A 23,923-nucleotide genomic window follows, 5' to 3' on the forward strand; every position below is an offset into this window, starting at 1 on the left:
GAATGGTCATGAATCAATTTATCATTGCCGACATGAAACAGTGTATTGGCTGCCGTACCTGCGAGATTGCCTGCGTAGTCGCGCACCGTGGAGACAACCCGTTGCCAATAACACCAGAAAACTTTACTCCCCGTTTAAAAGTGATGAAAACTTTTAGTATCAGCGCACCGATGCTTTGCCGCCAGTGCGAAAATGCGCCTTGTCTGAACGCTTGCCCGAACGATGCAATCTATAACCAGAACGGTAGCGTACAGGTGCTGCAATCCCGCTGCATAGGATGTAAAACCTGCATGGTGGCTTGCCCATATGGCGCAATGGAAGTGGTGGTCAATCAGAAGAATGGCAGTGACGATGCAATCCATCAGCGGGCTCAGGCCAACAAATGTGATCTGTGCCAAGGGCGTAGCGAAGGGCCAGCGTGTATAGAAGTTTGCCCAACGGCGGCGTTAACACTGATCCGTCCTGCAGATCTGCAGGCTATGCAGCGTGAAAAGCAACTTCGCGCGGCTCGCGGTTCTACGCCAAACTTGCTGCAATAATCAGAGCCATACAGGGATAATCACTATGGAAAAAATTACGACTGTTTGCCCTTATTGCGGCTCTGGCTGCAAAATAAATCTGTGGGTGGAAAATGGCAAAATTACCCGAGCCCAACCCGCCAATGGTGTCACCAATCAGGGTGAACTTTGTCTGAAAGGTTACTACGGTTGGGATTTTCTGCAGGATACCAAACTGCTGACGCCGCGCCTGACCGCTCCGCTGATCCGTCGGCAACGGGGTGGTGAGTTTGAAAAAGTCAGTTGGGAGGAGGCAATTGGCTATATCAGTGAAAAGCTGACTGCCATTAAGCAACAGCATGGTGCCGATGCCATCATGATGACTGGTTCCTCGCGTGGTCCAGGCAATGAAGCCAACTATGTCATGCAGAAATTTGCTCGAGCGGTAGTCGGGACGAATAATGTCGATTGTTGTGCTCGCCTGTGCCATGGCCCGTCGGTAGCTGGCTTGCAGCAGACGCTTGGTAATGGGGCGATGAGCAATTCAATTAATGAATTGGAGGATACGCAGTGTCTGTTGGTCTTTGGCTACAATGCCGCAGATTCGCACCCTATTGTGGCCAGACGGATCCTGAAAGCAAAGGCTAAAGGAGCCAAAGTGATCGTCTGCGACCCGCGTTATATTGAAACGGCGCGTATCGCGGATCAATGGCTGCCTTTAAGGAATGGCAGCAATATGGCACTGGTAAACGCTTTCATCAATGTATTGATTGAGGAGGGGCTGTACAACAAGGCGTATGTCGAATCATATACCGAGGGCTTTGAGCAGTTACGTAAAACTGTGGCGAAGTACACACCGGAATATGTTGCTGATATTGTCGGCTTAACGGCTCAACAGATCCGTACCGCGATTCGGACCTATGCTGCTGCGCCAACGGCCACTATTCTTTGGGGCATGGGCGTCACCCAGTGGGGGCAAGCGGTGGATGTGGTCAAAGGGTTGTCTTCAATCGCGTTGCTGACCGGAAATCTGGGGCGGCCGAACGTCGGGGTTGGTCCGGTTCGTGGTCAGAACAACGTGCAGGGGGCCTGCGATATGGGCGTGCTGCCCAATACTTTTCCTGGCTATGAGAAAGTCAGCGATCCAGTGGCCAGCGCCAAATTTGCCAAAGCCTGGGGTGTAGAGCGTTTACCGCAAGAGATAGGCTATGCGATTACCGATGTGCCGCATAAAGTGGCCGAGGGGAAACTGAAAGCCTATTACATCTTCGGGGAGGACCCGATCCAGACCGAGCCGGATCTGACCGCCATGCGAGCGGCTTTCGAACAGTTGGAACTGGTGGTGGTGCAGGATATCTTTATGACTCAAACGGCCTATATGGCCGACGTGATCTTACCTGCTACGTCATGGGGAGAGCATGAGGGCGTCTATACCTGTGCCGACCGTGGTTTCCAGCGTTTCAGCAAAGCCATTGAATCGACGGGGGATGTGAAACCAGACTGGGAAATCATCAGCCTACTGGCCAGTGCCATGGGTTACCCAATGTCGTATCAGAACACGCGGGAAATCTGGGACGAACTGCGCCATTTGTGCCCGAATTTCTACGGGGCTACTTACGATAAAATGGCAGGATTGGGTTATGTCGCCTGGCCTTGCCCGACAGAAGATCACCCTGGTACGCCTTACCTCTATGAGGGGAATAAATTCAGCACCCCAAGTGGCAAGGGTTTTTTGTGTGCAGCAGAGTGGATCCCGCCTCGTGAGAGAACGGATCTGCAATACCCGCTGGCGCTCTGTACGGTGCGGGAAGTGGGGCACTATAGCTGCCGTTCGATGACCGGTAACTGTTCGGCCTTGCAAACGCTGGCAGATGAGCCGGGCTACGTTCAGATCCACCCGGATGACGCTAATCCGCTGGGGATCAAGGATGAAGAACTGGTGTGGGTTGCTTCGCGTCGCGGTAAGGTTCCAGCCCGGGCGGCTGTGAGCGAGCGGATTAATGCTGGGGCCGTGTACATGACTTATCAATGGTGGATCGGTGCCTGCAATGAACTGACGTTGGATCATGTTGATCCGGTCTCGAAAACGCCCGAATTTAAGCATTGTGCGGTAAGGGTTGAAGCGATAACCGATCAAGGCTGGGCGGAGGAGATGGTAAAACAGCGCTACAGCGCGCTGAAAAAAAGGCTGCTGGCGGCGCAGCCCGAAGCTTAATGTGATATGCCAGAGCTCACTATGTTAGAGCTCTGGCCTTTTGATGGTGTGCGGATTTAATCCAGTCTTGGATGTTGGTCAACCAGTGTCTGTTTTTTCTTCTCAAGCTCGGCAATCTGTTCGTTGATATCTTCAACTTTCTGCTCGATATTGTCGTAGGTTTCCTGCAACAACTCTTTAGCCTCCGAGCGGTCAGATGCCGCAGGAGTAGCACCACGTAACGGTTTATTGGCCGTTTCTTTCATATATACACCGGTAACCAAGCCGATTACAGCCACCACCATCAGGTAGTAGGCGGGCATGTACAGGTTACCCGTCGCCTCAACCAGCCAAGCAGCTAATGTTGGCGTTAAGCCCGCAACCATCACGGAAATATTAAAAGAAATAGCTAATGCGCTGTAGCGTATGTGTGTGGGGAACAGCGCCGGTAATATCGAAGCCATAACACCGGTGAAAGAGTTAAGTAGTACCGCCAAGGTCAAAAGACCGACAAAGATCAGACCGATAACATTGCTGTTGATCAAAATAAAACAGGGGATTGCCAGGGCAAACAAACCGAGACTGCCGCCGATAACGAAAGGTTTGCGGCCAATGCGGTCACTGGTAAGACCGATTAGCGGTTGTACGAATAACATACCGATCATGATAGCAATGATTATCAGCACCCCGTGATCTTCGGAATAATTCAGGTTGTGTGATAGATAGCTCGGCATGTACGTCAGCAGCATGTAGTAGGTCACGTTGGTGGCGATGACCAGGCCGACGCAAACCAGTAAGTTTCTCCAGTGTTTGGTGGCGATCTCTTTGAAAGATATTCTCGGTGGCGCTTCGATAGCTGCGCGATCGTCTTTCTCCATGTTGTCCAAGTGCTGTTGGAAGGCGGGGGTCTCTTCCAGCGCATGGCGCAAATACAGGCCAATCAACCCTAACGGTGCCGCAATGAAGAATGGAATGCGCCAACCCCAGTCGAGAAAGTTTGTTTCGCCTACGATGCTGGAAATTAATACCACCACGCCTGCGCCTAAAACGAAACCGGCAATTGAGCCGAAATCGAGCCAGCTTCCCATAAAGCCACGTTTACGGTCAGGAGAATACTCGGCAACGAAAATGGCTGCGCCGGAATATTCGCCGCCAACCGAGAACCCTTGTGCCAGCTTGGCCACTAACAGCAAGATTGGTGCCCAAATACCGATAGCGGCGTATGAAGGGATTAAGCCGATACAGAATGTGCTGATTGCCATGATAATAATGGTGACGGACAACACTTTCTGGCGACCGAATTTATCCCCCATGGCACCAAAGAACAGACCGCCGAGAGGACGAACCAGGAAGGGTACCGAGAAAGTAGCCAAAGCGGCGATCATCTGTAATCCAGGAGAGACACCAGGGAAGAACACCTGACCAAGTGCATAGGCGACAAAGCCGTAGACACCAAAATCAAACCACTCCATTGCATTGCCTAATGAGGCAGCGGTAATGGCTTTTTTTAACTTGCTGTCGTCAATGATAGTGATGTCATCAATGTGTAGTGGTTTATGTTTTTTCTTTCTTAACTTCATGAGTCATCCCATGCAAAATTAATCGTACGTGAGTTTGCCGTCCTCGCTTGCTTTTAGGTGGAATCGTTAGATTTACGATCGGCAAGGCTCACAGTTATTTAAGAGACATCCTGGTTTAAGATATCAATAAATTTAATGTTATTTTTTTCTGTAAAAGTTACTCCTATCGTCTTCATTGTGATGATTATCAAAAATAACGCTTAGTTGAAAAGAATAAATAATCAATTAGATTAGTTCTAATTGTTTAACAGCTTACCGCCATATGAGCTCTAGATCAAATTAAGCAATATATCTTATGATTTCAATCGCTCGCGTGGCCCTCTGTCAAGGAAAAGGGGAAAGTTTGCGCAGTGGCAAATTGCGTAGGCAGTGACTACCGAGAGAATTTTTAACATATTGAATTTTATTAATTAAAGAGGGAATTCGTCGCTTAGGATCCTTTGCTAAACTATTAATAGGCAGAGAGACTGCTGAGCATGAGGAGGTCGATATGTCCGATTCCGAGCTACTCCAGGTGTTATTGCAGCGCATTGCGGCATTAGAAGCCAGGGAACAATCGCTGACCGCTGCATCAAACGCCTATCAGGCTATTATCACCACCATTCTTGGTAACCTGGATAAATCAACACGCGACAAGGTGATCACCATGATCGACCAAGCCCACGAAATCGCCTATGTGCGCGCGGCCCATCGCTGTGACGAGCCTCAGAAACGTAAAATCAAGCAGGCAGATGATATTGCCCAGCGGATGTTTATGGTTGCGCAGGGGAAGACATTGCAATCACGTTGACTGGAGATATAACAGTTAACGGTGAATAATGCTGAAACTGATCTACCTCAAGAAACTGTACTTGTGATAGTTTGAGCCCGGATAACTGGTAGTGGCAATGTGCATATGCATAAGGTTGTTGCGATGGATACGATTAAAAACATCTTGGTTAAAGAGATTGAGCAGATTAACAGCCAGGAAGGGCGTGATGGTAAGCCGCGCTTCAACATTGAATTTGCAAGGGATCATCGCTGGCTTTGTTTTGCCATGTTTGCGGGCTATTTTGCTGTGATAGCTGTAATGTACCCAGTTCCCTATATGGGGCTGTATTCTTTCTTGGGGTTTACCGCCTTCGTGCTTTTCATGTTCGCCATGCTGTTGATTGAGATTAAGCCAGTTTATCGTTTTGAGGACATCGGTGTGTTGGATTTGCGTGTTTGTTACAACGGAGAATGGTATTTTACCCGGGCGTTGTCTCAGCAAGCCATTCAGACACTGTTGGATGAACCAGCCATCGGCCCTGCATTAAAAGCCCGTATGCTGGAGATCATTGCCAACAAGGGGGAGATCGATTTCTATGATGTTTACGATCTTGCCTACTCAAAAAAGTTGTATAGCCAGCAAGCACCGCTTGCCGTTATGAACTGAAGCGGGATTAATTTTAGGAAGTAGATATGAGTGATGATGTTTTTGACTTTGATATCGATGCTGAATTGGCTAAAGCTGAAAAGAATGCAGCACAGAAGGCGTTGGACGTTCCTGAGGTCCTTGAAGATGAAGAGGACTGCGAGGGTTGTAAAATCTGATTGTGCTTAGCATAAACCGCTACGGCGGTTTCAGACTGCTGACAAACCCCGTTATTAGGGAGAGCGTGCCGATGGGGTCGTAACGGCGTAAGCCGTCGGAGCGCCCCTCGGTGCGCTAGGCCCGGGTATCTCGGGACAGAAGGCGACTTTGTCATCAACCTCAAACCGCTACGGCGGTTTTTCTGTTATTACTGTACGAAGCGACCAAAAAAAAGCCCGTGGTTAGACGGGCTGAACACTTGAGTATGAGGGCGAGTTCATTTTGTTATGATTGTCATTCAGCATACTCTCAACAAAGAGGTGGTGTGTAGATACATTGTAACAAAATTGTATTTTGTACTAAAATCCCGGCGCTTTAGTCCAGCAAAAATCCCCACACTAACAACCCGGCAACAGTGACTAAGCACAAGGCTGAAACGGTAAGCAGGACCCTTCCCAGTAAGTCGTTCTCTTGTTCTTGCACAGTTACATCATCCAAATACTTTTTAGTGAATCAAGGTACCGCTCTCGAATTATTCATGACATAAAACGCGGCTTGATAGCTTATTGATGCTTCTAACTTCAATTGGTACGCAGTTTAAGTGCCACATTTTGAGTAGTGAACAAAATGCCAGACTTTAATCACGCATGTCACTAGGATTCTTCTGGGAAAATGTTCACAGCCTAGTCAGTGACTATTTTCACACCAATTTTACTGATCTGATCCGCTTCCATTTCGGCTATGGTCCATTTTAGCCCATCCCACTCTACCTGGTCGCCGACCACGGCTTCACCACCGATTAACTTGGTAACAAATTGACCAAGAGTCTGATGTTTATCGACACCTTCTTGCAGATTAAGGCCGTAGAGTTGAGATATCTCACTCAAGAGGGCATCAGATTGCAGAATAAAGTCACCAAAGAAACGCTCGTCAAGAGTAACTGCGGGGGCTTTACTGAAGAGCTTACCTAGTGCTGGCAAATCGTGTTCATGGCCGATAACACAGAGAATGTCATCTTCAAGCAATCTGGTACTGCCACTGGGGTGCAACAACTCTTTACCACGGAATAGCGCGGCGATACGCGTCCCTGGAGGCATTTTAAGTTCTCTCAAGGCAGCGCCTATGCACCAGTTATCGGGGGTCAACTGGTAGATAAACTGTTCCCATTGATTTTCGTGATGAACGTCGAGGCCCACGCGCGAAATCGGTGCAAGGGCGGGTGGCACGACAACTTTTGCTTTTTTTGCGGCTAAGGAAAGCGTTGTACCTTGCAATAAGAGTGAAACTAACACCACAAAAAAGGCGACGTTGAAGAACAGATTGGCGTGAGGCAATCCGGCCATCATAGGGAAAACGGCCAATATTACTGGTACTGCACCACGTAACCCAACCCAGGAGATAAATACGCGCTCCCGCAGGGTAAAGTTACGGAAAGGCAGTAAGCCAACAAATACTGAGATCGGGCGGGCAAACAGAATCATCCACAGCGAAAGCAGCAGGGCAGGGATGGCGATCGGCAGCAGGTCGTGTGGATTAAGCAGTAACCCAAGAACCAGGAACATCCCAATTTGGCTGAGCCAGGCCAGACCGTCAAAGGTTTGTACGATACCGTGGCGGTTACGAATAGGGCGGTTACCCAGCAGCAGCCCGCACAGATACACTGCCAGAATACCGCTACCGTTCAGTGCGGTGGTCAGCGCAAAAATCAGTATGCCGCCGCTTACGGCAAGCAGTGGGTACAATCCTTCCGCAAGCTTGATATGATTGATCAGCGTCAGCAGCAACCAGCCGCCGCCTAACCCCAAGACGATCCCCATACCGAACTGTTGTACTAAATGCACCAGGAACATCCAGCTTAGTGATGTTTCCCCGGCGGAAATCATGGCAATCAGTGTGACGGTCAAAAACACAGCCATAGGATCGTTACTGCCGGATTCAATTTCCAGCGTAGCGCTGACACGTTCGTTCAGCCCCTTGCCACCGAGTAATGAAAAGACGGCTGCGGCATCAGTAGAGCCAATGATGGCGCCGATCAACAACCCTTGGATCAGATCGAGATCAAACAACCAGGCGGCAGCTAAACCCGTCAACCCTGCGGTAATCAACACACCGAACGTTGCTAACGACAGGGCAGGCCACAGCGCTACACGGAATGAACTGACGCGGGTACGCATGCCGCCATCAAGCAGGATCACTGCCAATGCCAGATTACTGACCAGATAGGCGGCAGGATAGTTGTCAAAGGCGATACCACCTGGACCGTCTACCCCGGCGAGCATACCTATAGCCAGAAAGATAACGAGAATGGGTATACCCAATCGCGAAGAAAAAGAACTGAGGAGAATGCTTGCTCCCACCAACACGGCACCGATGATGAACAAGCTATTGATCGTGCTGGCATCCAAAATAATGTTCTCCTGCGAGTTGTACTGAAAGAGGGGGGCAGAGTAAAGACGCAGGATATGATAGCCTGTTTTTCCTATAAAACGCCAAGGCTGATTACCAAAAGAATTGAGGTATTATTATCACTCATAGCGTGATTTACGCCAGAAAGTGGCAAAATTCAATGGAATTGATATTTTAATCATAAATATCAATATGTTATGTTTTATTGCAAAAAGGTATGCGTTAAGCCCCGTCAACAACCAGCAAGCCCCCAAGGAGGCTTAATGGCATGCAGAGTGATCATTTAGTGGTCTAACGATAGCAGTGCCCGTTTGACTAGCTCGGAAGCGAGGTTCTTCTCTGCTTCGGGGACTCCATCAAGATTGATATTTGACAGTTCGGCTACCAATACACTGCGATCTTTACCACTGATTGAAGCGTCCAGTACTGACAGAAGTCTGCCTAGTATTTTCAGTAGCGTTGCGTTTTCTGCTGAGTCTTTTGTTTCAATCGTTTTCTTGTCAGTCATTGAAAAACCTCTTCGTTGTAACGGATGTGAAATATTGCTGATACCCTTTGCTGGACGATGCGCTCAATCGCCACTGTGACGAAGGAATGGAAATTTTATGCACTATAGTTATAACAACTGAAGCCATTATGCTCCAGAATAACTTTTTTATCCTGCATGACGAACTGCATCTGAGGTGTTTTTTCTGCTGTAGTACATTAAATCATTCAAGTTGCAACCGGCATATAACCGAATTCACCCTAAAGAACGTGAATGTGATTAAAATTAGTCGATAGACAATGCTGTTGATAAATGCATAAATTTAAAAAAGCAGTAAGATGCTTCTTGAATGTGTCATTTTATTCTTGTTCTTTTAAGCGGCTTTCGAATGAGTTGATATTTTTAAAGGATGAAAAAACTAACAAGTCAACAATAATAGTGTTAATAAAAATAAAAAATGGAAAATTAACTATTTAAAAGTAACCTTTATTGTATCTAGGCTAGGGGAACCACTTCAGCCTTTTTAAATGCCGTACAATAAACATGAACCATTTATTTATCATGCTGTCGGAGAGTTGAATAATTCATTCGTATTGATTTGCGTGATTTGAGTACTCGAATAGGGGGAGATGTGCCAGTTAAATTTATTTCTATGAAACCACGTGCTGTAAGCATTTGTTGGTTAAGTACTACTATTTTGTTCACGTTGTTTATTTCGCGAGCATGGGCTTTTTCTATCAATGACGTAGCCAAGCAGGCACAGGATTTGGCAGGAAAAAGCTTTGAAGCCCCGAAGAGCAATCTTCCTTCCCAGTTCCGTGAAATGAAATTTGCGGATTATCAGCAGATACAATTCAATCACGATAAAGCTCTATGGAACAAGCTGAAAACTCCTTTCAAACTGGAGTTTTATCATCAAGGGATGTATTTCGATACGCCGATAAGAGTTAATGAAATTACCGCGTCTAGTGTCAAAGAGATCAAGTACAACCCTGACTATTTTAACTTCGGTCCAGTCAAACACGAACCGGAGACTGTGAAAAACCTAGGATTTGCCGGAATTAAAGTGCTCTATCCAGTAAACAGTGCGGATAAGAACGATGAGATCGTGAGCATGCTGGGTGCAAGCTATTTTCGGGTTATCGGTAAGGGACAGGTTTATGGGCTATCTGCTCGTGGCCTTGCCATCGATACCGCTTTGCCTTCTGGTGAAGAGTTTCCACGCTTTCGTGAATTCTGGGTTGAACGGCCAAAGCAAGGGGATAAACATTTAGTTATCTATGCATTGCTGGATTCGCCACGTGCAACTGGGGCCTATCGCTTTATCGTCACTCCAGGCCGCGATACTGTTGTAGACGTAGAATCCAAAGTGTTTTTGCGCGATAAAGTGGGTAAGTTGGGTGTAGCGCCCCTTACCAGCATGTTCTTGTTCGGGCCAAACCAACCCTCACCTACGTTGAACTTCCGCCCCGCACTACATGACTCCAATGGGTTGTCGATTCATGCGGGTAACGGTGAGTGGATCTGGCGTCCCCTGAACAATCCGAAGCATCTCGCAATCAGTACGTTTATCGTCGAAGATCCGAAGGGGTTCGGTTTATTGCAACGCGGGCGTGATTTCCGTGACTATGAAGATCTGGATGACCGCTACGATCTGCGACCTAGTGGCTGGGTAGAGCCCCGTGGCGACTGGGGTAAAGGCAAGGTTGAACTGATCGAAATCCCCACTGCTGATGAAACCAACGATAATGTCGTGGCATTCTGGACCCCAGATGTTTTGCCAGATGCGAAAACACCCCTGGTGCTGAATTATCGCCTGCGCTTTACCCGTGACGAAGACAAACTGCATTCGCAGGATATTGCCTACGTTGCCGCAACCTTGCGTTCTATCGGCGATGTGAAACAGTCAAATTTGATCCGCGAACCTGATGGCAGCGTGGCTTTTCTGGTTGATTTTGTTGGTCCGGTACTGAAAAAACTCAATGCAAATGCCCCGGTTGCCTCACAGATCAGCATCGGTGATAACGGCGAAATGGTGGAAAATAACGTCCGCTATAATCCTGTGACCAAAGGCTGGCGCTTGACTGTGCGCTTTAAGGTAAAAGATGACAAAAAGCCGGTAGAAGTGCGTGCGGCGCTGATTAGCGGTGAAAAGACCCTGTCAGAAACCTGGAGTTATCAGCTACCTGCCAATGAATAAGTCTACTCAAACTACGCAGGATTATCTTGCGGCAATGCCCCTTAGTGATGATCGATCAAGGGAACTCAGTCAACAATTGATTACTGACCACACAACCGAGCTGGAGGACTTACATCGTAAGCTGGGGGCCAGTGATGCCAATGTGGTGATATTGTCTGCTGATGATGTGGCTCTGGCTTCGGTTAAGGCTCGCATTATCCAAACCTGGCCTGACGCTGTGAGTGGTGATGATTTTGATTGTGACTCAGAAGGGCGCTGTACCCTAAAAGCTACGCCGCCGATAAGACGCACTTCAATGTTCCCGGAGGCATGGCGTACCAATCCCGTGGGACGCTTCTGGGATTCTCTACTAGGGCGTAAGACGCATCATCGGCATTCAACCCAAGAGGAGACCGAAGCAGAAAATCGCTGGCGCACTGCGGGTTCGATACGTCGCTACGCGTTGCTGGTACTGATGCTGGTACAAACCGGTATTGCTACCTGGTATATGAAAACCATTCTGCCTTATCAGGGATGGGTGCTAATCGAACCTATCGCTATCTGGCGTCAGGGGCTGTTACTTTCTGTGCAGCAGTTGTTACCCTATTTATTGCAGAGCGGGATATTGATCCTGTTTGCTATTTTGTTCTGCTGGGTTTCCGCTGGCTTCTGGACCGCGTTGATGGGGTTTCTGCAATTACTGATTGGTAGGGATAAGTACAGCATCTCTTCGACTATCAAAGGGGATGAACCGATCGACCCGGCGCATCGTACCGCGCTGGTCATGCCAATATGCAACGAAGATGTGGAGCGTGTATTCGCGGGACTGCGAGCTACCTATGAATCAGTTGCGGCTACCGGCCAGCTTGAGCATTTTGATATTTATGTACTTAGTGACAGCTACGATCCTGATATCTGTGTGGCAGAACAGAAGGCCTGGATGGAGTTATGCCGTGATGTTAAAGGCCACGGACGTATTTTCTACCGTCGCCGTCGGCGTCGAGTTAAGCGCAAAAGTGGTAACATTGACGACTTTTGCCGCCGCTGGGGTGGGGCGTATAGCTACATGGTGATCCTGGATGCAGATAGCGTAATGAGCGGTGAGTGCCTAACCGGGTTGGTGCGCTTGATGGAAGCCAATCCAGGCGCTGGTATCATTCAGTCCGCGCCTAAAGCATCAGGTATGGATACCCTCTATGCGCGTGTGCAGCAATTTGCGACGCGAGTTTATGGCCCGCTGTTTACCGCCGGTCTGCATTTCTGGCAGTTGGGTGAATCCCACTACTGGGGGCACAATGCGATTATCCGCGTTAAACCGTTTATCGAACATTGCGCCCTGGCGCCGTTGCCTGGTGAAGGGGCTTTTGCCGGTTCAATTCTCTCACATGATTTCGTCGAGGCGGCATTGATGCGCCGTGCAGGGTGGGGAGTGTGGATTGCCTATGATCTACCGGGTAGCTATGAGGAGTTACCACCAAACCTGTTGGATGAGTTAAAACGCGACCGTCGCTGGTGCCAAGGCAACCTGATGAACTTCCGTCTGTTTCTAGTCAAGGGGATGCATCCGGTACACCGCGCGGTGTTTCTGACCGGTGTGATGTCTTACCTTTCTGCACCGCTATGGTTTATGTTTCTGGCGCTCTCTACCGCATTACAGGTAGTACATACCCTGATGGAACCACAGTATTTCCTTCAGCCACGCCAACTATATCCGGTTTGGCCGCATTGGCGCCCTGAGTTGGCTATTGCGTTGTTCTCTACAACATTGGTGTTGTTATTCCTGCCAAAGCTGTTGAGCATCATACTGATTTGGGCAAAGGGGGCGAAACAGTATGGCGGCCTAATCAGGCTGTTTTGCTCCATGGTACTGGAAATGCTGTTCTCGGTGCTGTTGGCGCCGGTACGAATGCTTTTCCATACCGTATTTGTGCTCAGTGCTTTTCTTGGCTGGGAGGTGGTATGGAACTCTCCGCAACGGGATGATAATGACACGACTTGGGGAGAGGCAGTGAAGCGCCACGGCTCACAGATGCTACTGGGACTGGTATGGGCAGGTGGCATGGCGTGGCTTGATCTGCGTTTTCTGTGGTGGCTTTCACCGATTGTATTCTCACTGATCCTTTCGCCTTTTGTTTCAGTGCTGTCCAGTCGCGCTACGTTCGGTATCAAGAGCAAGCATGCCAAACTGTTCCTGATCCCGGAAGAGTACGCTCCCCCACGCGAACTGGTTGCCACAGAGAGCTATGTTAAGCTTAATCGCCAACGAGCCTTGAGCCATGGTTTCATGCATGCAGTGGTGAACCCGTCTTATAATGCTTTGGCTACTGCGCTGGCAACGTCCCGGCACTATGTGCGTGCCATTATTGAGCATGCGCGCGAGAAAAGGGTCAATGAGGCGTTAGAACTCGGACCGGATAAGCTCAGCAAGTCTAAGCGCCTGGAGTTGTTGAACGATCCAGTGGCGCTTTCACGCTTGCACCAACGTATCTGGCTTTTATCGCAGGGTAAGGCTTGGCGTGAGTATTATCAACAGTTGCCGCAGATTGCAAAAGTAAAACCCGCCAGCCATCGCTAAGCGGTATTTTTATCACCAACGGAAAGAGCGGGAATGGCAGTTCCCGCTCTTACTTGCTCAATGATCCCATTCGTCGGCTGCCGCTTTACCTTCTTCAGTGTCCAATGGCGGATCAAGCTGGAAATCACCGTCTTCCCATTCGTATAACGTGTTTTCGTCAATCCATTCGGTAAAGATTTCGATCTCGTCGTAATCACCGTCAAAAATAGCTTGCGCTGCTGCACCGCTTCGGAATGTCAGACATTCTACGGATGCACCATCGTCTTCGAAGAACTCCGCCTGCCACATCGTGGTGCTATCCTGCATAATGTATTTTTGCAGATTGAACTGTTGCGGGACCGGTGGTTCGTCATCGTAACTGCCTTCAACTGATTCGATAAATTCTTCGCGAGCGGCTTCAATCGCTTCTTCCAGGGTTGGATACAGGCTCATGTTCATCTCCTTCACAATTCATTTTGGAAATTCAGGGGTACGTTGAACATCAGAGGTAAGGGTTATCACACCGTTGCAGCATCACTATTTCTTATAGTCTGTTTTACGACAATAGTTGTAAATCGAAGCTGAGAAACGTGCTTTGGGGCAGAAAAAAGGGTGAGTTAGTTGAAAGGCAATGGAGTTTAAAAAGCACTAGGCTGTGTCGTAGAACCCAGAGTGAAAGCGGGCTGAAGCATCCGGCGCATAGGAATGCGCATTTCTTGCAAGTTGTTTAAACGAGTTGGGCGCTATTGTTCTTATCCTAACTATTTTATAAGACGAGAACATGAAATTGAATAATGCGGTATTGCGCATAGCTCGGCCAACAGACCATTTATCTGAGATTGCTGAAATGTATTGCAAGGGATTAGGCTTTGAAAAGCTCGCCTCGTTTGAGAACCATCAGGGATTTGATGGTGTTATGCTTGGCCATCGGCAACATGCTTATCATCTGGAGTTCACTCATCATCGTGGTGTGATGGTAGGGCGAGCGCCGACGCAGGATAATCTGTTGGTATTTTACTTGCCAGAAATCGAGCGCTGGCGAGAAATGTGTCTTCAAATGATTGGAAGTGGCTTTCTGCGGGTTGAGTCCTACAATCCTTATTGGGATTTCAATGGCCAGACATTTGAAGACTTGGATGGTTATCGGGTTGTGTTGCAGGCTGGCGATTGGAAGATATAGAAAAGCCAGCGCAATACGCTGGCTTGAGGTTGATGACAAAGTCGCCTTCTGACCCGAGATACCCGGGCCTAGCGCACCGAGGGGCGCTCCGACGGCTTACGCCGTTACGACCCCATCGGCACGCTCTCCCTAATAACGGGGTTTGTCAGCAGTCTTAAGCCAGCGCAATACGCTGGCTTAAGAAGACCTATCAGGCGTGTTTTGCCGGTTGTTGGTCGTTTTTGCCTTGGGTATTTTCCAACATGCGGCGAATTGGCACGATCAGCAGAATCAACACTGCGGCACAAATTACCAATGCAATTGAGCAGCGAGCAAACAGGTTTGGCAGCATATCCAGCTGGTCCGCTTTTACGTGGCCACCGATCAGCCCCGCAGCAAGGTTACCCAGCGCACTGGCACAGAACCACAAGCCCATCATTTGACCACGCATTCTTTCAGGAGCCAGCAGTGTCATGGTGGCTAAACCGATAGGGCTGAGGCAGAGTTCTCCCAGGGTCAATAACAGGATGCTGCCTACCAGCCACAACGGTGACACACCTGTACCGCCATTACTTAAAACCTGCTCTGCAGCCAGCATCATTACGCCAAAACCTGCAGCAGCAAAAAGAATACCAATAACGAATTTGGTGATACTGCTCAAACGAATTTTATTGCGTGCTAGAGCTGGCCACGCCCAACTGAACACCGGAGCCAGTAAAATAATAAACAACGCATTGATCGATTGGAACCACACCGCCGGGATTTCGAAGTCTCCTATCATGCGATGGGTGTAATCATTGGCGAACAGGTTGAACGAGGTGGGTTTCTGTTCGAATGCGGACCAGAAAAATGCAGCTGAAATCAGCAGGATAAAACAGACCAGTAGCCGAGCACGCTCTTTGCGGCTCAGACCGGCAAAAAAGAACAGATAGATAAAGTACAGGGTAACCGAAGCCGCAATCACATAAACCAGCATACTGGCTACGGCGACAGGATTGATGACGATCAGACCTTGCGAGATCATGGTCACTATTGCCGCGACACCGACGGCGAGAACCAAAATCCATGCTCCAACGCCTTTTCGCTTGATTACTGGGCTGTTCCAGGTTGAGTCGAGGCCCACTTCACTGTCATAGCGTGTCATGGATGGCACGGCGAAGATGCGGAAGATAATCAAGGCGACCAACATGCCGATACCACCAATGCCAAAACCCCAGTGCCAGCCATGGGAACGGATCAGCCAGCCTGAGATCAACGGGGCGATAAAGGAACCCATATTAATGCCCATGTAAAACAGCGAGAAACCGCCATCACGGCGCATATCGCCCTGCTTGTACAACGTGCCAACCATGACCGAAATACAGGTTTTAAACAGGCCTGAACCTAGCACAATAAACATCAGGCCGATAAAGAACAGATCGTTACCCATGATTGCCGACAAAGCAATGGACAAGTGACCCAGAGCGATCAGGATCGAACCGTACCAGACGGCTTTCTGCTGGCCAAGCCAGTTGTCGGCCAGCCAGCCCCCCGGCAATGCTGCCAGATACATGCTGCCTGCGAAAATACCAACGATTGCCGAAGCATTTTCACGTGCCAACCCCATACCGCCTTCATAAACCGTCGCGGCCATAAACAGGATCAGTAGCGGGCGGATGCCATAAAATGAGAACCGTTCCCACATTTCGGTGAAAAACAGTGAACCGAGTGGATATGGATGACCAAAGAAGGTTCTAGTTTCTTTTTGGTTAACAGAGGATTGCATAAAATCTTCCCAATACGATGTGTTGCACTGCTGCAGCAGATACTGCGATGTGTGTGTTTGAATAATGAAGCAACGTGAGTCAACCTGTGGGGTTAACCAAGAAAACCTTTACTAGAGCGCCTATGAAACTTGAAACGCATGTCGTTCATTCTTTAACCTGAAGTTGTTTTAATTAACCGCTTGGTTATTTAATGATAGTTCTGCTTGGTACTTATAACCCATCTTTTAGACGAAAAGTCGACAGATGTCTACTTTACTGGTTTTTAAGTGGGTCGCAATATTTTTGATATTGACAGCGTATTTATTACTCTAATTGGTAAGTAATTTTATAAAAAGTAATAAGTTAACTTTCCCGCCTCGGATGTTTATCAGGACATTCCTATTAAGATTAACCCAAGAAAATTAAAAGAATGGGGCTTAGGCAGAGTTCACAGGAGCAGGGGGGGGAAATATTGATATTCAAGGTCGACAGTATTGCGCGGTGCATTTGGCCTTGGTGCTGTTACTGGCACCAAGGCCAAATGAAGAATGAACCTCAAATATTGGCCAATGCTTCGAAGCCAGCGGAGGTAGTAGTTAGAGCAACATCTGTCACTTCATAGTGGGCAATGGCATTGAAAGGATCTTCTGCCAGGATAGCTTCTAATTGTGTTCTTTCCATGTCTTTTACCAGAATCACACCGCCTGTACGTGGTTTCTTACGGCCAGATGCGATAAAACACCCATCGTGAAAGTAGCGTTTCAGCCAGGTAATATGAGCTTCCAAGTGCTTTTCGACCTCTTCAATTGGGCGGTGGTAAGTCAGGCTGACGATGTACATAGTGGCTCCTATTATCAACGGGATATGTGTACCGCTGATAGGTTATTGAAAGCCGCCCGTTGGCAGCTGAGTATCGTTAATAAAGAGAGGCTTCACCTTCTGGGCGTGTCTTGAAGCGACGATGAAGCCACATATACTGGTCTGGTGCCAACAGGATCTCTTTCTCGATCACTTTGTTCATACAGGCTGCCGCCTTAAATTCATTGTCCAGTGGGAAATTTTCTATCGCGGGCTGAATGAGCAGCTCATATCCTTTGCCTTCCGGCAACCGACGCGGAGTAAAGGGAATAATCGCCGATTTACCCATGCGTACCAGCATATAGCTGCCCGTGGTGGTTGCTGCTTTTTCCACAGCAAAGAAAGGGGCAAATACGCTACTGCGCGGGCCGTAGTCATGATCCGGAGCATACCACATGAGCTCACCCTGCTTTAGTGCGCGGACCATCCCCTTGACGTCTTTACGGTCCAACATCGACTTATTGGAACGCATACGCCCCCAAGTCTGTAACCAGTCAATCAGTTTATTATCGTGCGGGCGGTAAACGCCTATTCCAGGGGTATGAATGCCAAAAATACGTGCACCTAATTCCAAAGTTAGAAAATGCAACCCGATAAGCAGCACACCTTGATGGTTGGCCTGTGCATTTTTAATATGCTCCAAGCCACTGACTGTTGACCAGCGCTCTATGCGCCAGTTTGGCCAGAACCAAGCCATACCGGTTTCGAATAATCCCATTCCCACTGACTCAAAGTTCTTTGCGACCAGTGCATCACGCTCGGCTCTTGGCATTTCGGGGAAGCAGAGTTCTAGGTTACGTTGAGTGATCGTCACCCGGCGCTTGAGAAAATGCATGGAAATCCTGCCTAACCCTGTACCCAATCGATAAAGTATGGGATAGGGAAGCAGAACTAACAGGTAGAGTAGACCGATGCCAAACCAGGTAAGCCAGTAGCGAGGATGCAGTAAAGAACGATTGAAAGAAGGAACTTGTGTCATGGGTTCTCAGCTTAGAAGCAGTCATGTAATGATAATAACAGAGACATATCGCATACATCCTGGGTCATTCGAGTAACTGATGTTGCTACCGATTGTCGACAGACCCTGCCATCTGACTCGGTTGGCTACCGGGAATGGCCGTCAGGTTGCAACTCTATGATTCTATGAGTTGCATGGGTAACTCAGGTGATGAGGTTATGCGATAGTTTTCCGCCGTTTATAGTGATGCATTGTGACATTTTTCTTGCGCAACAGGAAAACCCACCGCATTAAAACGCCATTTTTGTCATAAAAAAGGCGAGAGTGTCGCTTTTTTCAGCATGAGCATTGTCTTGCAGATCCAATAGACAACCATGGTGCATCCGGAATGGTTCCGAACGCCCAATATGGCAGCTAACAAGGTGACGAATAGTTAATTATAAAGTGGTTAATTGAGGTTAATGACAAAGTCGACTTCTGACCCGAGATACCCGGGCCTAGCGCTCCGACGGCTTACGCCGTTACGACCACATCGGCACGCTCTCCCTAATAACGAGGTTTGTCAGCAGTCTGATTGTCGTGAGTTTCTTTGCGCTTATCACCTTCATTGTTTGGCTGTGTTGCAGACGGTTTTCAGTTATGATGTGCGCCGCGCGCGGCCCAATGGCCAGAGCGCATTAAATCAGTCACCTCCCGAAAGACAGGAAAGTACACCATGCCAGTGTTACATAACCGGATTTCTAATGAGGAACTGAAGGCGCGTATGCTGGCGGAAACCGAGCCGCGCACCACAGTTTCTTTTTACAAATACTTTAGCATTGATGATCCCAAGGCTTTTCGCGATAGCCTATATATTCAATTCGATAGATTGAAGGTTTTTGGCCGTATCTATGTGGCCAAGGAAGGGATCAACGCGCAAATCAGCGTGCCGCAGAGTCATTTTGACGCCTTTAAAACGGTTCTGTTTGCCTCCCATCCTGCATTGGACCAGGTGCGTCTGAATATCGCTCTTGAAGATGATGGAAAATCCTTCTGGGTACTGCGATTGAAAGTGCGTGAACGCATTGTGGCTGACGGCATTGAAGACGCAACATTTGATCCGGCTAATGTAGGGCAGTATCTGCAGGCTGCCAGCGTGAATCAGATGATTGACGATCCGAACACTGTGTTTGTTGACATGCGTAATCACTATGAGTACGAAGTCGGGCATTTCGAGAATGCGATTGAAGTTCCTTCTGATACCTTTCGTGAACAGTTACCGATGGCGGTAGAACTGCTACAAGAACAGAAAGACAAGAACATAGTCATGTACTGTACTGGCGGGATCCGTTGCGAAAAAGCCAGCGCTTATATGCTGCATAATGGCTTTAAAAACGTGTATCACATCGAAGGAGGGATTATCGAGTACGTGCGCAAAGCGAAAGCACAGGGATTGCCACTGAAGTTCGTCGGTAAAAACTTTGTGTTTGACGAGCGGATGGGGGAGCGCATTTCAGAAGATGTAATAGCCAATTGCCACCAATGTGGCGCACCTTGCGATACTCATACCAATTGCCTTAATGATGGTTGCCACCTGCTGTTTATCCAGTGCCCGTCCTGTGCGGCAAAATTCGAGGGGTGTTGCAGCGATAACTGCCGCGAAGAGTTGAAATTGCCACGTGATGAGCAAAGAGCACGCCGTGCTGGCCGTGAAAATGGCGTAAAGATCTTTAATAAGTCGAAAGGATTGCTACAAGGAACGCTTCATATACCGGCCCCAAACAATAAGAACCGGTAGATTCAACGCTCAAACAAGAGGCGCAGTATTATCAGCGCCTCTTTTTACCTTACTTCTCGCGAACGCCTTCAACCGAGATTATCAACTCAACTTCCTGAGAAGCAGGGCCGAGATCCGTGGTGATAGCGAAGTCTTTCAGCTTGATTGTCCCATTGGCTTCGAAGCCAGCGCGATAGTTACCCCAAGGGTCGTTACCTTGTCCAACCAGTTTGGCATCCAGAGTTACAGGTTTGGTAACACCGTTCAGTGTTAGGTTACCGACTACGGCATAACCTTCACCATTTTTCTTCACTTCAGTAGATTCGAACGTCGCTTGCTTGTGTTTTTCTACGTTCAAAAACTCTGCACTACGCAAATGTTTATCACGTTCTGCATGGTTAGTGTCTACGCTAGCGGTGTTGATTGTGACGTTTACTTTATCTTTTGAAGGATCCTTCTCATCAAAAGTGAATCCACCATCAAAGTCTTTGAAGCTACCGTAAAGCCAGCTATAGCCCAGGTGCTTGATACGGAATTCAATAAAAGCATGCTGACCCTGCTTGTCGATTTTGTAGTTTGCGGCCAGTGCGGAACCAGCACTCAGCAGCAAAGCACCGGCCGTGAGACCTAATACGGTTTTTTTCAACAACATAACAATCTCCATACATCCAAGAGGTTAATCGGTGCTGCGACCCAGCATCCGTTTCAAAGTTACATCACCATCAATAAAGTGATGTTTAAGCGCTGCCAGGGCGTGCAAAACTGAAAGCACAACAACCGCCCAAGCCAGATAAAGATGAATTGTTCCCGCAGTGTCTGCCTGTTCTGGCAGACCAGTAACGGAAGCAGGCACGTCAAACCAACCGAAAACGCTTATTGCCTGATTATCGGCGGTTGAAATCAGGTACCCACTGATCAAAATGGCAAAAAGCACAGTATACAGTGCGATATGCGCAAGAGTGGCACTGATACGAGTGAAACGGCTGTAGCTGGTCAGCGGTTTTGGCGGCGGTGAAATAAAACGCCATAACACCCGGATTACCATAATGATAAAAAGCAAAATGCCGATACTTTTATGGATCTCTGGTGCCTGGTGGTACCAAACATCGTAATAACCAAGCGTTACCATCCATAGACCGAGAGCGAACATACCATAGACTGTGAGCGCGACTAGCCAGTGGATCAGGATAGAAATGTGACCAAAACGGTCAGCGGTATTTTTCCACAGCATTTGGCTTCCTTACGTTATAAATTCCCGGCAGCAATAATTAAGCTTTAAAAAACATAAAATCAATAACAAATTTCACTATGTTATTAAATAATAATATTGGTCAGTATATTTGTGCGAGATCTTGCTGAATTGGTCAAATGAATAGTTGTAGATTCGTATTTTATCATAATCATGCAAATGTTCTTACTTATTGAATAATATATATATTCTATTCATTATTGTCAGTTTTCGTCATTTTGAGTAAATATCAATAAAGTGACTGGAAATTAACCAGCTGTCTACTTTTTTTGGTGATTACATGTCCTTACTGATTGAATGGTTATTATATTATTTATTTTTAGCTTGTTGGTGCTGTTGAAGTACTTTAGATCGCCAACAAACTCAGTGGGTGTTATCAGGGAGATTTTATAACGGCAGGTGAGCACCGGGTAGCGTCTCGCGTAGTGTATACTTTAGAGCGTGTCCCTTAATTCCACGCGTGCGCCTTTGGCAGTCATTGAACAAGCAAGGATATCACATGGGTAGTTTAGAATTTTATGATCGCAAGCTTCGTTTGATAATGATGCTGGCGATGATGGTAGTGATTCTGGCCGGTATCAAAGCTGCAGCGGATATCGTGGTACCCTTCCTGCTTGCCGTATTTCTTGCCATTGTGCTCAATCCCTTGGTTGTCTTGATGGAACGCTGCCGGGTGCCAAGGGGATTAAGTGTAATGCTACTGGTTATTACCGTTGTTGTATTACTGATTATGTTTATCGGTATGCTGGGCTCTTCCCTCAATGAGTTTGCCCGTTCACTACCACAATATCGCGGTTTAATGCTGCAGAAAATCAGCGAGTTGCAAGATTATGCGCACCGTTTCAATATCGATATTACTTTCTCCTCAGATGCATTGGTCAAGTTGGTTGATCCAAGTGCCACGATGAATTTTGTGACTCGTCTGTTAGGGCAGTTATCTGGAGCGATGACCAGTATTTTCCTGTTACTCATGACGGTGGTGTTCATGTTGTTTGAAGTGAAGGTATTGCCCTTCAAGTTGCGGCAGGCGCTGAATAATCCAAGCGAAGGAATGGCGGCTATCCGCCTAGCGTTAAGAGGGGTAACGCATTATTTGGTGATTAAGACAGCGATAAGCCTTGCCACCGGGCTTATCGTCTGGGGGTTCCTGACTTGGGTCGGCGTTCGATTTGCCTTTATCTGGGGCATGATGGCCTTTATGTTTAATTACGTACCTAACATTGGTTCTGCGATTGCTGCGATACCGCCACTTATTCAAGCACTGTTGTTTAATGGTTTTGCCGATGCCATGGTAGTTGCGGGAGGGTATATCCTGATTAACCTGATAATAGGCAATATACTTGAACCACGAATTATGGGGCGCGGACTTGGTCTATCAACGTTAGTCGTTTTCCTTTCACTGATATTCTGGGGCTGGCTGATGGGCCCTGTGGGGATGCTACTTTCGGTACCATTGACCATAATTGCCCGCATCACTCTAGAAACGATGGAGGGGGGGCATAAACTGGCAGTGATCCTCGGTGATGGGAAACCCGCTAACGGAAGCACGCCGGAGTAAATAATCGCGCTTACCCTGCCTATAGGCGTAAATACCGCCAGGCAGGGTGAACCTGCCAGTTTAAAAACGCTGCAGGCTGAAGGGGGTTATGTCTGTTGGTGTTTTTTTATCTTGTGCGAATAGGGCCGCAGCCTCTCCCAATGCGCTGGCGAATTTAAACCCGTGACCGCTCAAACCGGTGATCACCATCAGTTGTGAGCAATCTGGCAAAGTATCAATGATAAAGTCTTCATCCGGGCTCATATCGTAACTACAGGCCTCACCATGGAGACAAACGCCGACACCAGGTAAAAACTGGCGTAGAAAACTGAATACTTCAGAGCCATCGGCGGCTATTGTTCCGTAAGGCTTGCGTTGTTGCGGTGTTTCAATTGGCTGCCCACCATCATGCTTGCCCACTTTTAAGCCGTCATTATCTGCAGGGAACCCGTAGTAGTGGCACCCATCTTGCGCTTCGACAGTAAACGCAGGGAATTTGTTGTTCACACTATAGCGGCCGTCCGCCTGATACCAGGAAAAAACCTTCCGCAGTGGGGATATAGGTAACTGTGGCAGCAAGTCTTTCACCCAGGTACCGGCAGTGACGACGGCTTTGCGCCCGGTGAATGGACCTTCAGGAGTCGTCACCTCGATGCCACCTGGGATCTGCTTTATGGCGCTGACAGGACAATTGAACAACTGAGAACTACCTGCTTCTCTCGCCAGCCTGATGTAGCTCGCGACAGCCAGTTCAGAATGCAGGAGCCCGGCATCGGGCTCAAACACGCCGATATAGTCCTCCGGCACAGTAAATTCGTTCCAACGCTGTTTGATTTGCTCTGCATTGAGCAACTGCGTGTTCAGGTTAAAATTCTTTGCATTGCGTTGTGCATTACTGACGAACTCTGAGCTCTTGGGCCCCATGGTGATCACCCCACAGGGATGAAACAGTGTTTCCGCGATTTTTTGCTCCAATCCATTCCACAATGCCTGGGCTCGAAGGATAAGCGGAATGTACTTTTCACCTTCGCCATAGGCATGGCGGATAATGCGTGTATTGCCGTGGTGGCTGCCATTTCTATGCGGGGGGATGGCACTGTCAATCATTAACACTTTCAGGCCTGCAGTTGTCGCGTAATAGCCTGCCGCAGCGCCAACTGAACCACTGCCAACGATGATCAAGTCATATTCCACGCGCCTTATCCTCTC

Annotated in this window: 20 protein-coding genes; 10 read left to right on the forward strand and 10 right to left on the reverse strand. The window is 48.1% G+C overall.

Translation table 11 applies throughout. From position 1 onward, the window contains the following. The first annotated feature begins 8 nt into the window (after positions 1-8). Positions 9-539: a 4Fe-4S dicluster domain-containing protein gene (locus SAQUA_RS10410; RefSeq protein WP_380673252.1), complete on the forward strand. Its 531-nt coding sequence runs from the start codon at positions 9-11 to the stop codon at positions 537-539. A gap of 25 nt (positions 540-564) precedes the next feature. Further along, the gene (gene fdhF, locus SAQUA_RS10415; protein ID WP_380673254.1) at positions 565-2,712 is read left to right on the forward strand and encodes a formate dehydrogenase subunit alpha; all 2,148 of its coding nucleotides are present in this window, start codon (positions 565-567) and stop codon (positions 2,710-2,712) included. 56 nt (positions 2,713-2,768) lie between these two features. On the opposite strand, the gene proP is transcribed toward fdhF, so the two are convergent. Further along, the gene (gene proP / locus SAQUA_RS10420) at positions 2,769-4,271 is read right to left on the reverse strand and encodes a glycine betaine/L-proline transporter ProP (RefSeq protein WP_380673256.1); all 1,503 of its coding nucleotides are present in this window, start codon (positions 4,269-4,271) and stop codon (positions 2,769-2,771) included. A 490-nt stretch (positions 4,272-4,761) separates the two neighbouring features. On the opposite strand from proP, the gene SAQUA_RS10425 reads away from it, so the two are divergent. From SAQUA_RS10425 to SAQUA_RS10435, 3 genes are all read left to right on the forward strand, one after another. Continuing rightward, a complete protein-coding gene (locus SAQUA_RS10425; protein ID WP_380673258.1) occupies positions 4,762-5,061 on the forward strand; it encodes a hypothetical protein in 300 nt (99 codons plus the stop codon). A gap of 123 nt (positions 5,062-5,184) precedes the next feature. Continuing rightward, positions 5,185-5,688 (forward strand): YlaC family protein, encoded by a 504-nt coding sequence (locus SAQUA_RS10430; protein ID WP_380673260.1) that lies wholly within the window; start codon positions 5,185-5,187, stop codon positions 5,686-5,688. Between the two features lie 26 nt (positions 5,689-5,714). Beyond that, on the forward strand, positions 5,715-5,846 hold the full coding sequence (locus SAQUA_RS10435; protein WP_380673262.1) for a hypothetical protein: 132 nt from the start codon (positions 5,715-5,717) through the stop codon (positions 5,844-5,846). A gap of 663 nt (positions 5,847-6,509) precedes the next feature. Here the strand turns inward: SAQUA_RS10435 and SAQUA_RS10440 are convergent. Then, positions 6,510-8,231 (reverse strand): potassium/proton antiporter, encoded by a 1,722-nt coding sequence (locus SAQUA_RS10440; RefSeq protein WP_380673264.1) that lies wholly within the window; start codon positions 8,229-8,231, stop codon positions 6,510-6,512. 284 nt (positions 8,232-8,515) lie between these two features. After that, positions 8,516-8,740, reverse strand: a complete 225-nt coding sequence (locus tag SAQUA_RS10445) for a hypothetical protein (RefSeq protein ID WP_380673266.1) — start codon at positions 8,738-8,740, stop codon at positions 8,516-8,518. A 631-nt stretch (positions 8,741-9,371) separates the two neighbouring features. On the opposite strand from SAQUA_RS10445, the gene SAQUA_RS10450 reads away from it, so the two are divergent. Together SAQUA_RS10450 and mdoH are read left to right on the forward strand one after the other, a co-directional pair. Beyond that, positions 9,372-10,919, forward strand: a complete 1,548-nt coding sequence (locus SAQUA_RS10450) for a glucan biosynthesis protein G (protein WP_380673634.1) — start codon at positions 9,372-9,374, stop codon at positions 10,917-10,919. Further along, on the forward strand, positions 10,912-13,473 hold the full coding sequence (mdoH, locus tag SAQUA_RS10455; protein ID WP_380673268.1) for a glucans biosynthesis glucosyltransferase MdoH: 2,562 nt from the start codon (positions 10,912-10,914) through the stop codon (positions 13,471-13,473). Before SAQUA_RS10450 ends, mdoH begins: the two co-directional genes overlap by 8 nt. Before the next feature lie 57 nt (positions 13,474-13,530). Here the strand turns inward: mdoH and SAQUA_RS10460 are convergent, their stop codons facing one another. After that, positions 13,531-13,905, reverse strand: coding sequence for a MysB family protein (locus tag SAQUA_RS10460; RefSeq protein ID WP_380673270.1), 375 nt, complete (start codon positions 13,903-13,905; stop codon positions 13,531-13,533). Positions 13,906-14,233: 328 nt separating this feature from the next. Between SAQUA_RS10460 and SAQUA_RS10465 the strand changes: the two genes are divergently transcribed. After that, positions 14,234-14,632 carry a VOC family protein gene (locus SAQUA_RS10465; RefSeq protein ID WP_380673272.1) on the forward strand — a complete coding sequence of 133 codons (399 nt, stop codon included), beginning with the start codon at positions 14,234-14,236 and terminating at the stop codon, positions 14,630-14,632. Between the two features lie 190 nt (positions 14,633-14,822). On the opposite strand, the gene SAQUA_RS10470 is transcribed toward SAQUA_RS10465, so the two are convergent. From SAQUA_RS10470 to SAQUA_RS10480, 3 genes are all read right to left on the reverse strand, one after another. Further along, positions 14,823-16,376, reverse strand: coding sequence for a peptide MFS transporter (locus SAQUA_RS10470; RefSeq protein WP_380673274.1), 1,554 nt, complete (start codon positions 16,374-16,376; stop codon positions 14,823-14,825). Positions 16,377-16,911: 535 nt separating this feature from the next. Next, positions 16,912-17,196: a YciI family protein gene (locus tag SAQUA_RS10475; protein ID WP_380673276.1), complete on the reverse strand. Its 285-nt coding sequence runs from the start codon at positions 17,194-17,196 to the stop codon at positions 16,912-16,914. Positions 17,197-17,272: 76 nt separating this feature from the next. Then, positions 17,273-18,193, reverse strand: coding sequence for a Kdo(2)-lipid IV(A) acyltransferase (locus SAQUA_RS10480; RefSeq protein WP_380673278.1), 921 nt, complete (start codon positions 18,191-18,193; stop codon positions 17,273-17,275). 694 nt (positions 18,194-18,887) lie between these two features. Between SAQUA_RS10480 and SAQUA_RS10485 the strand changes: the two genes are divergently transcribed. Further along, positions 18,888-19,949, forward strand: coding sequence for a rhodanese-related sulfurtransferase (locus tag SAQUA_RS10485; protein ID WP_380673280.1), 1,062 nt, complete (start codon positions 18,888-18,890; stop codon positions 19,947-19,949). A gap of 49 nt (positions 19,950-19,998) precedes the next feature. On the opposite strand, the gene SAQUA_RS10490 is transcribed toward SAQUA_RS10485, so the two are convergent. Both SAQUA_RS10490 and SAQUA_RS10495 read right to left on the reverse strand, forming a co-directional pair. Then, the gene (locus SAQUA_RS10490) at positions 19,999-20,577 is read right to left on the reverse strand and encodes a YceI family protein (protein ID WP_380673635.1); all 579 of its coding nucleotides are present in this window, start codon (positions 20,575-20,577) and stop codon (positions 19,999-20,001) included. Positions 20,578-20,604: 27 nt separating this feature from the next. Next, positions 20,605-21,159 (reverse strand): cytochrome b, encoded by a 555-nt coding sequence (locus SAQUA_RS10495; protein WP_380673282.1) that lies wholly within the window; start codon positions 21,157-21,159, stop codon positions 20,605-20,607. Between the two features lie 517 nt (positions 21,160-21,676). Between SAQUA_RS10495 and SAQUA_RS10500 the strand changes: the two genes are divergently transcribed. Beyond that, on the forward strand, positions 21,677-22,735 hold the full coding sequence (locus tag SAQUA_RS10500) for an AI-2E family transporter (protein ID WP_380673284.1): 1,059 nt from the start codon (positions 21,677-21,679) through the stop codon (positions 22,733-22,735). 60 nt (positions 22,736-22,795) lie between these two features. On the opposite strand, the gene solA is transcribed toward SAQUA_RS10500, so the two are convergent. Next, on the reverse strand, positions 22,796-23,908 hold the full coding sequence (gene solA, locus SAQUA_RS10505; protein ID WP_380673286.1) for an N-methyl-L-tryptophan oxidase: 1,113 nt from the start codon (positions 23,906-23,908) through the stop codon (positions 22,796-22,798). Positions 23,909-23,923: the final 15 nt, after the last annotated feature.

Origin of the sequence: Serratia aquatilis, assembly GCF_044865145.1 — a bacterium.
GTDB classification, from domain to species: Bacteria; Pseudomonadota; Gammaproteobacteria; order Enterobacterales; family Enterobacteriaceae; genus Chania; species Chania aquatilis.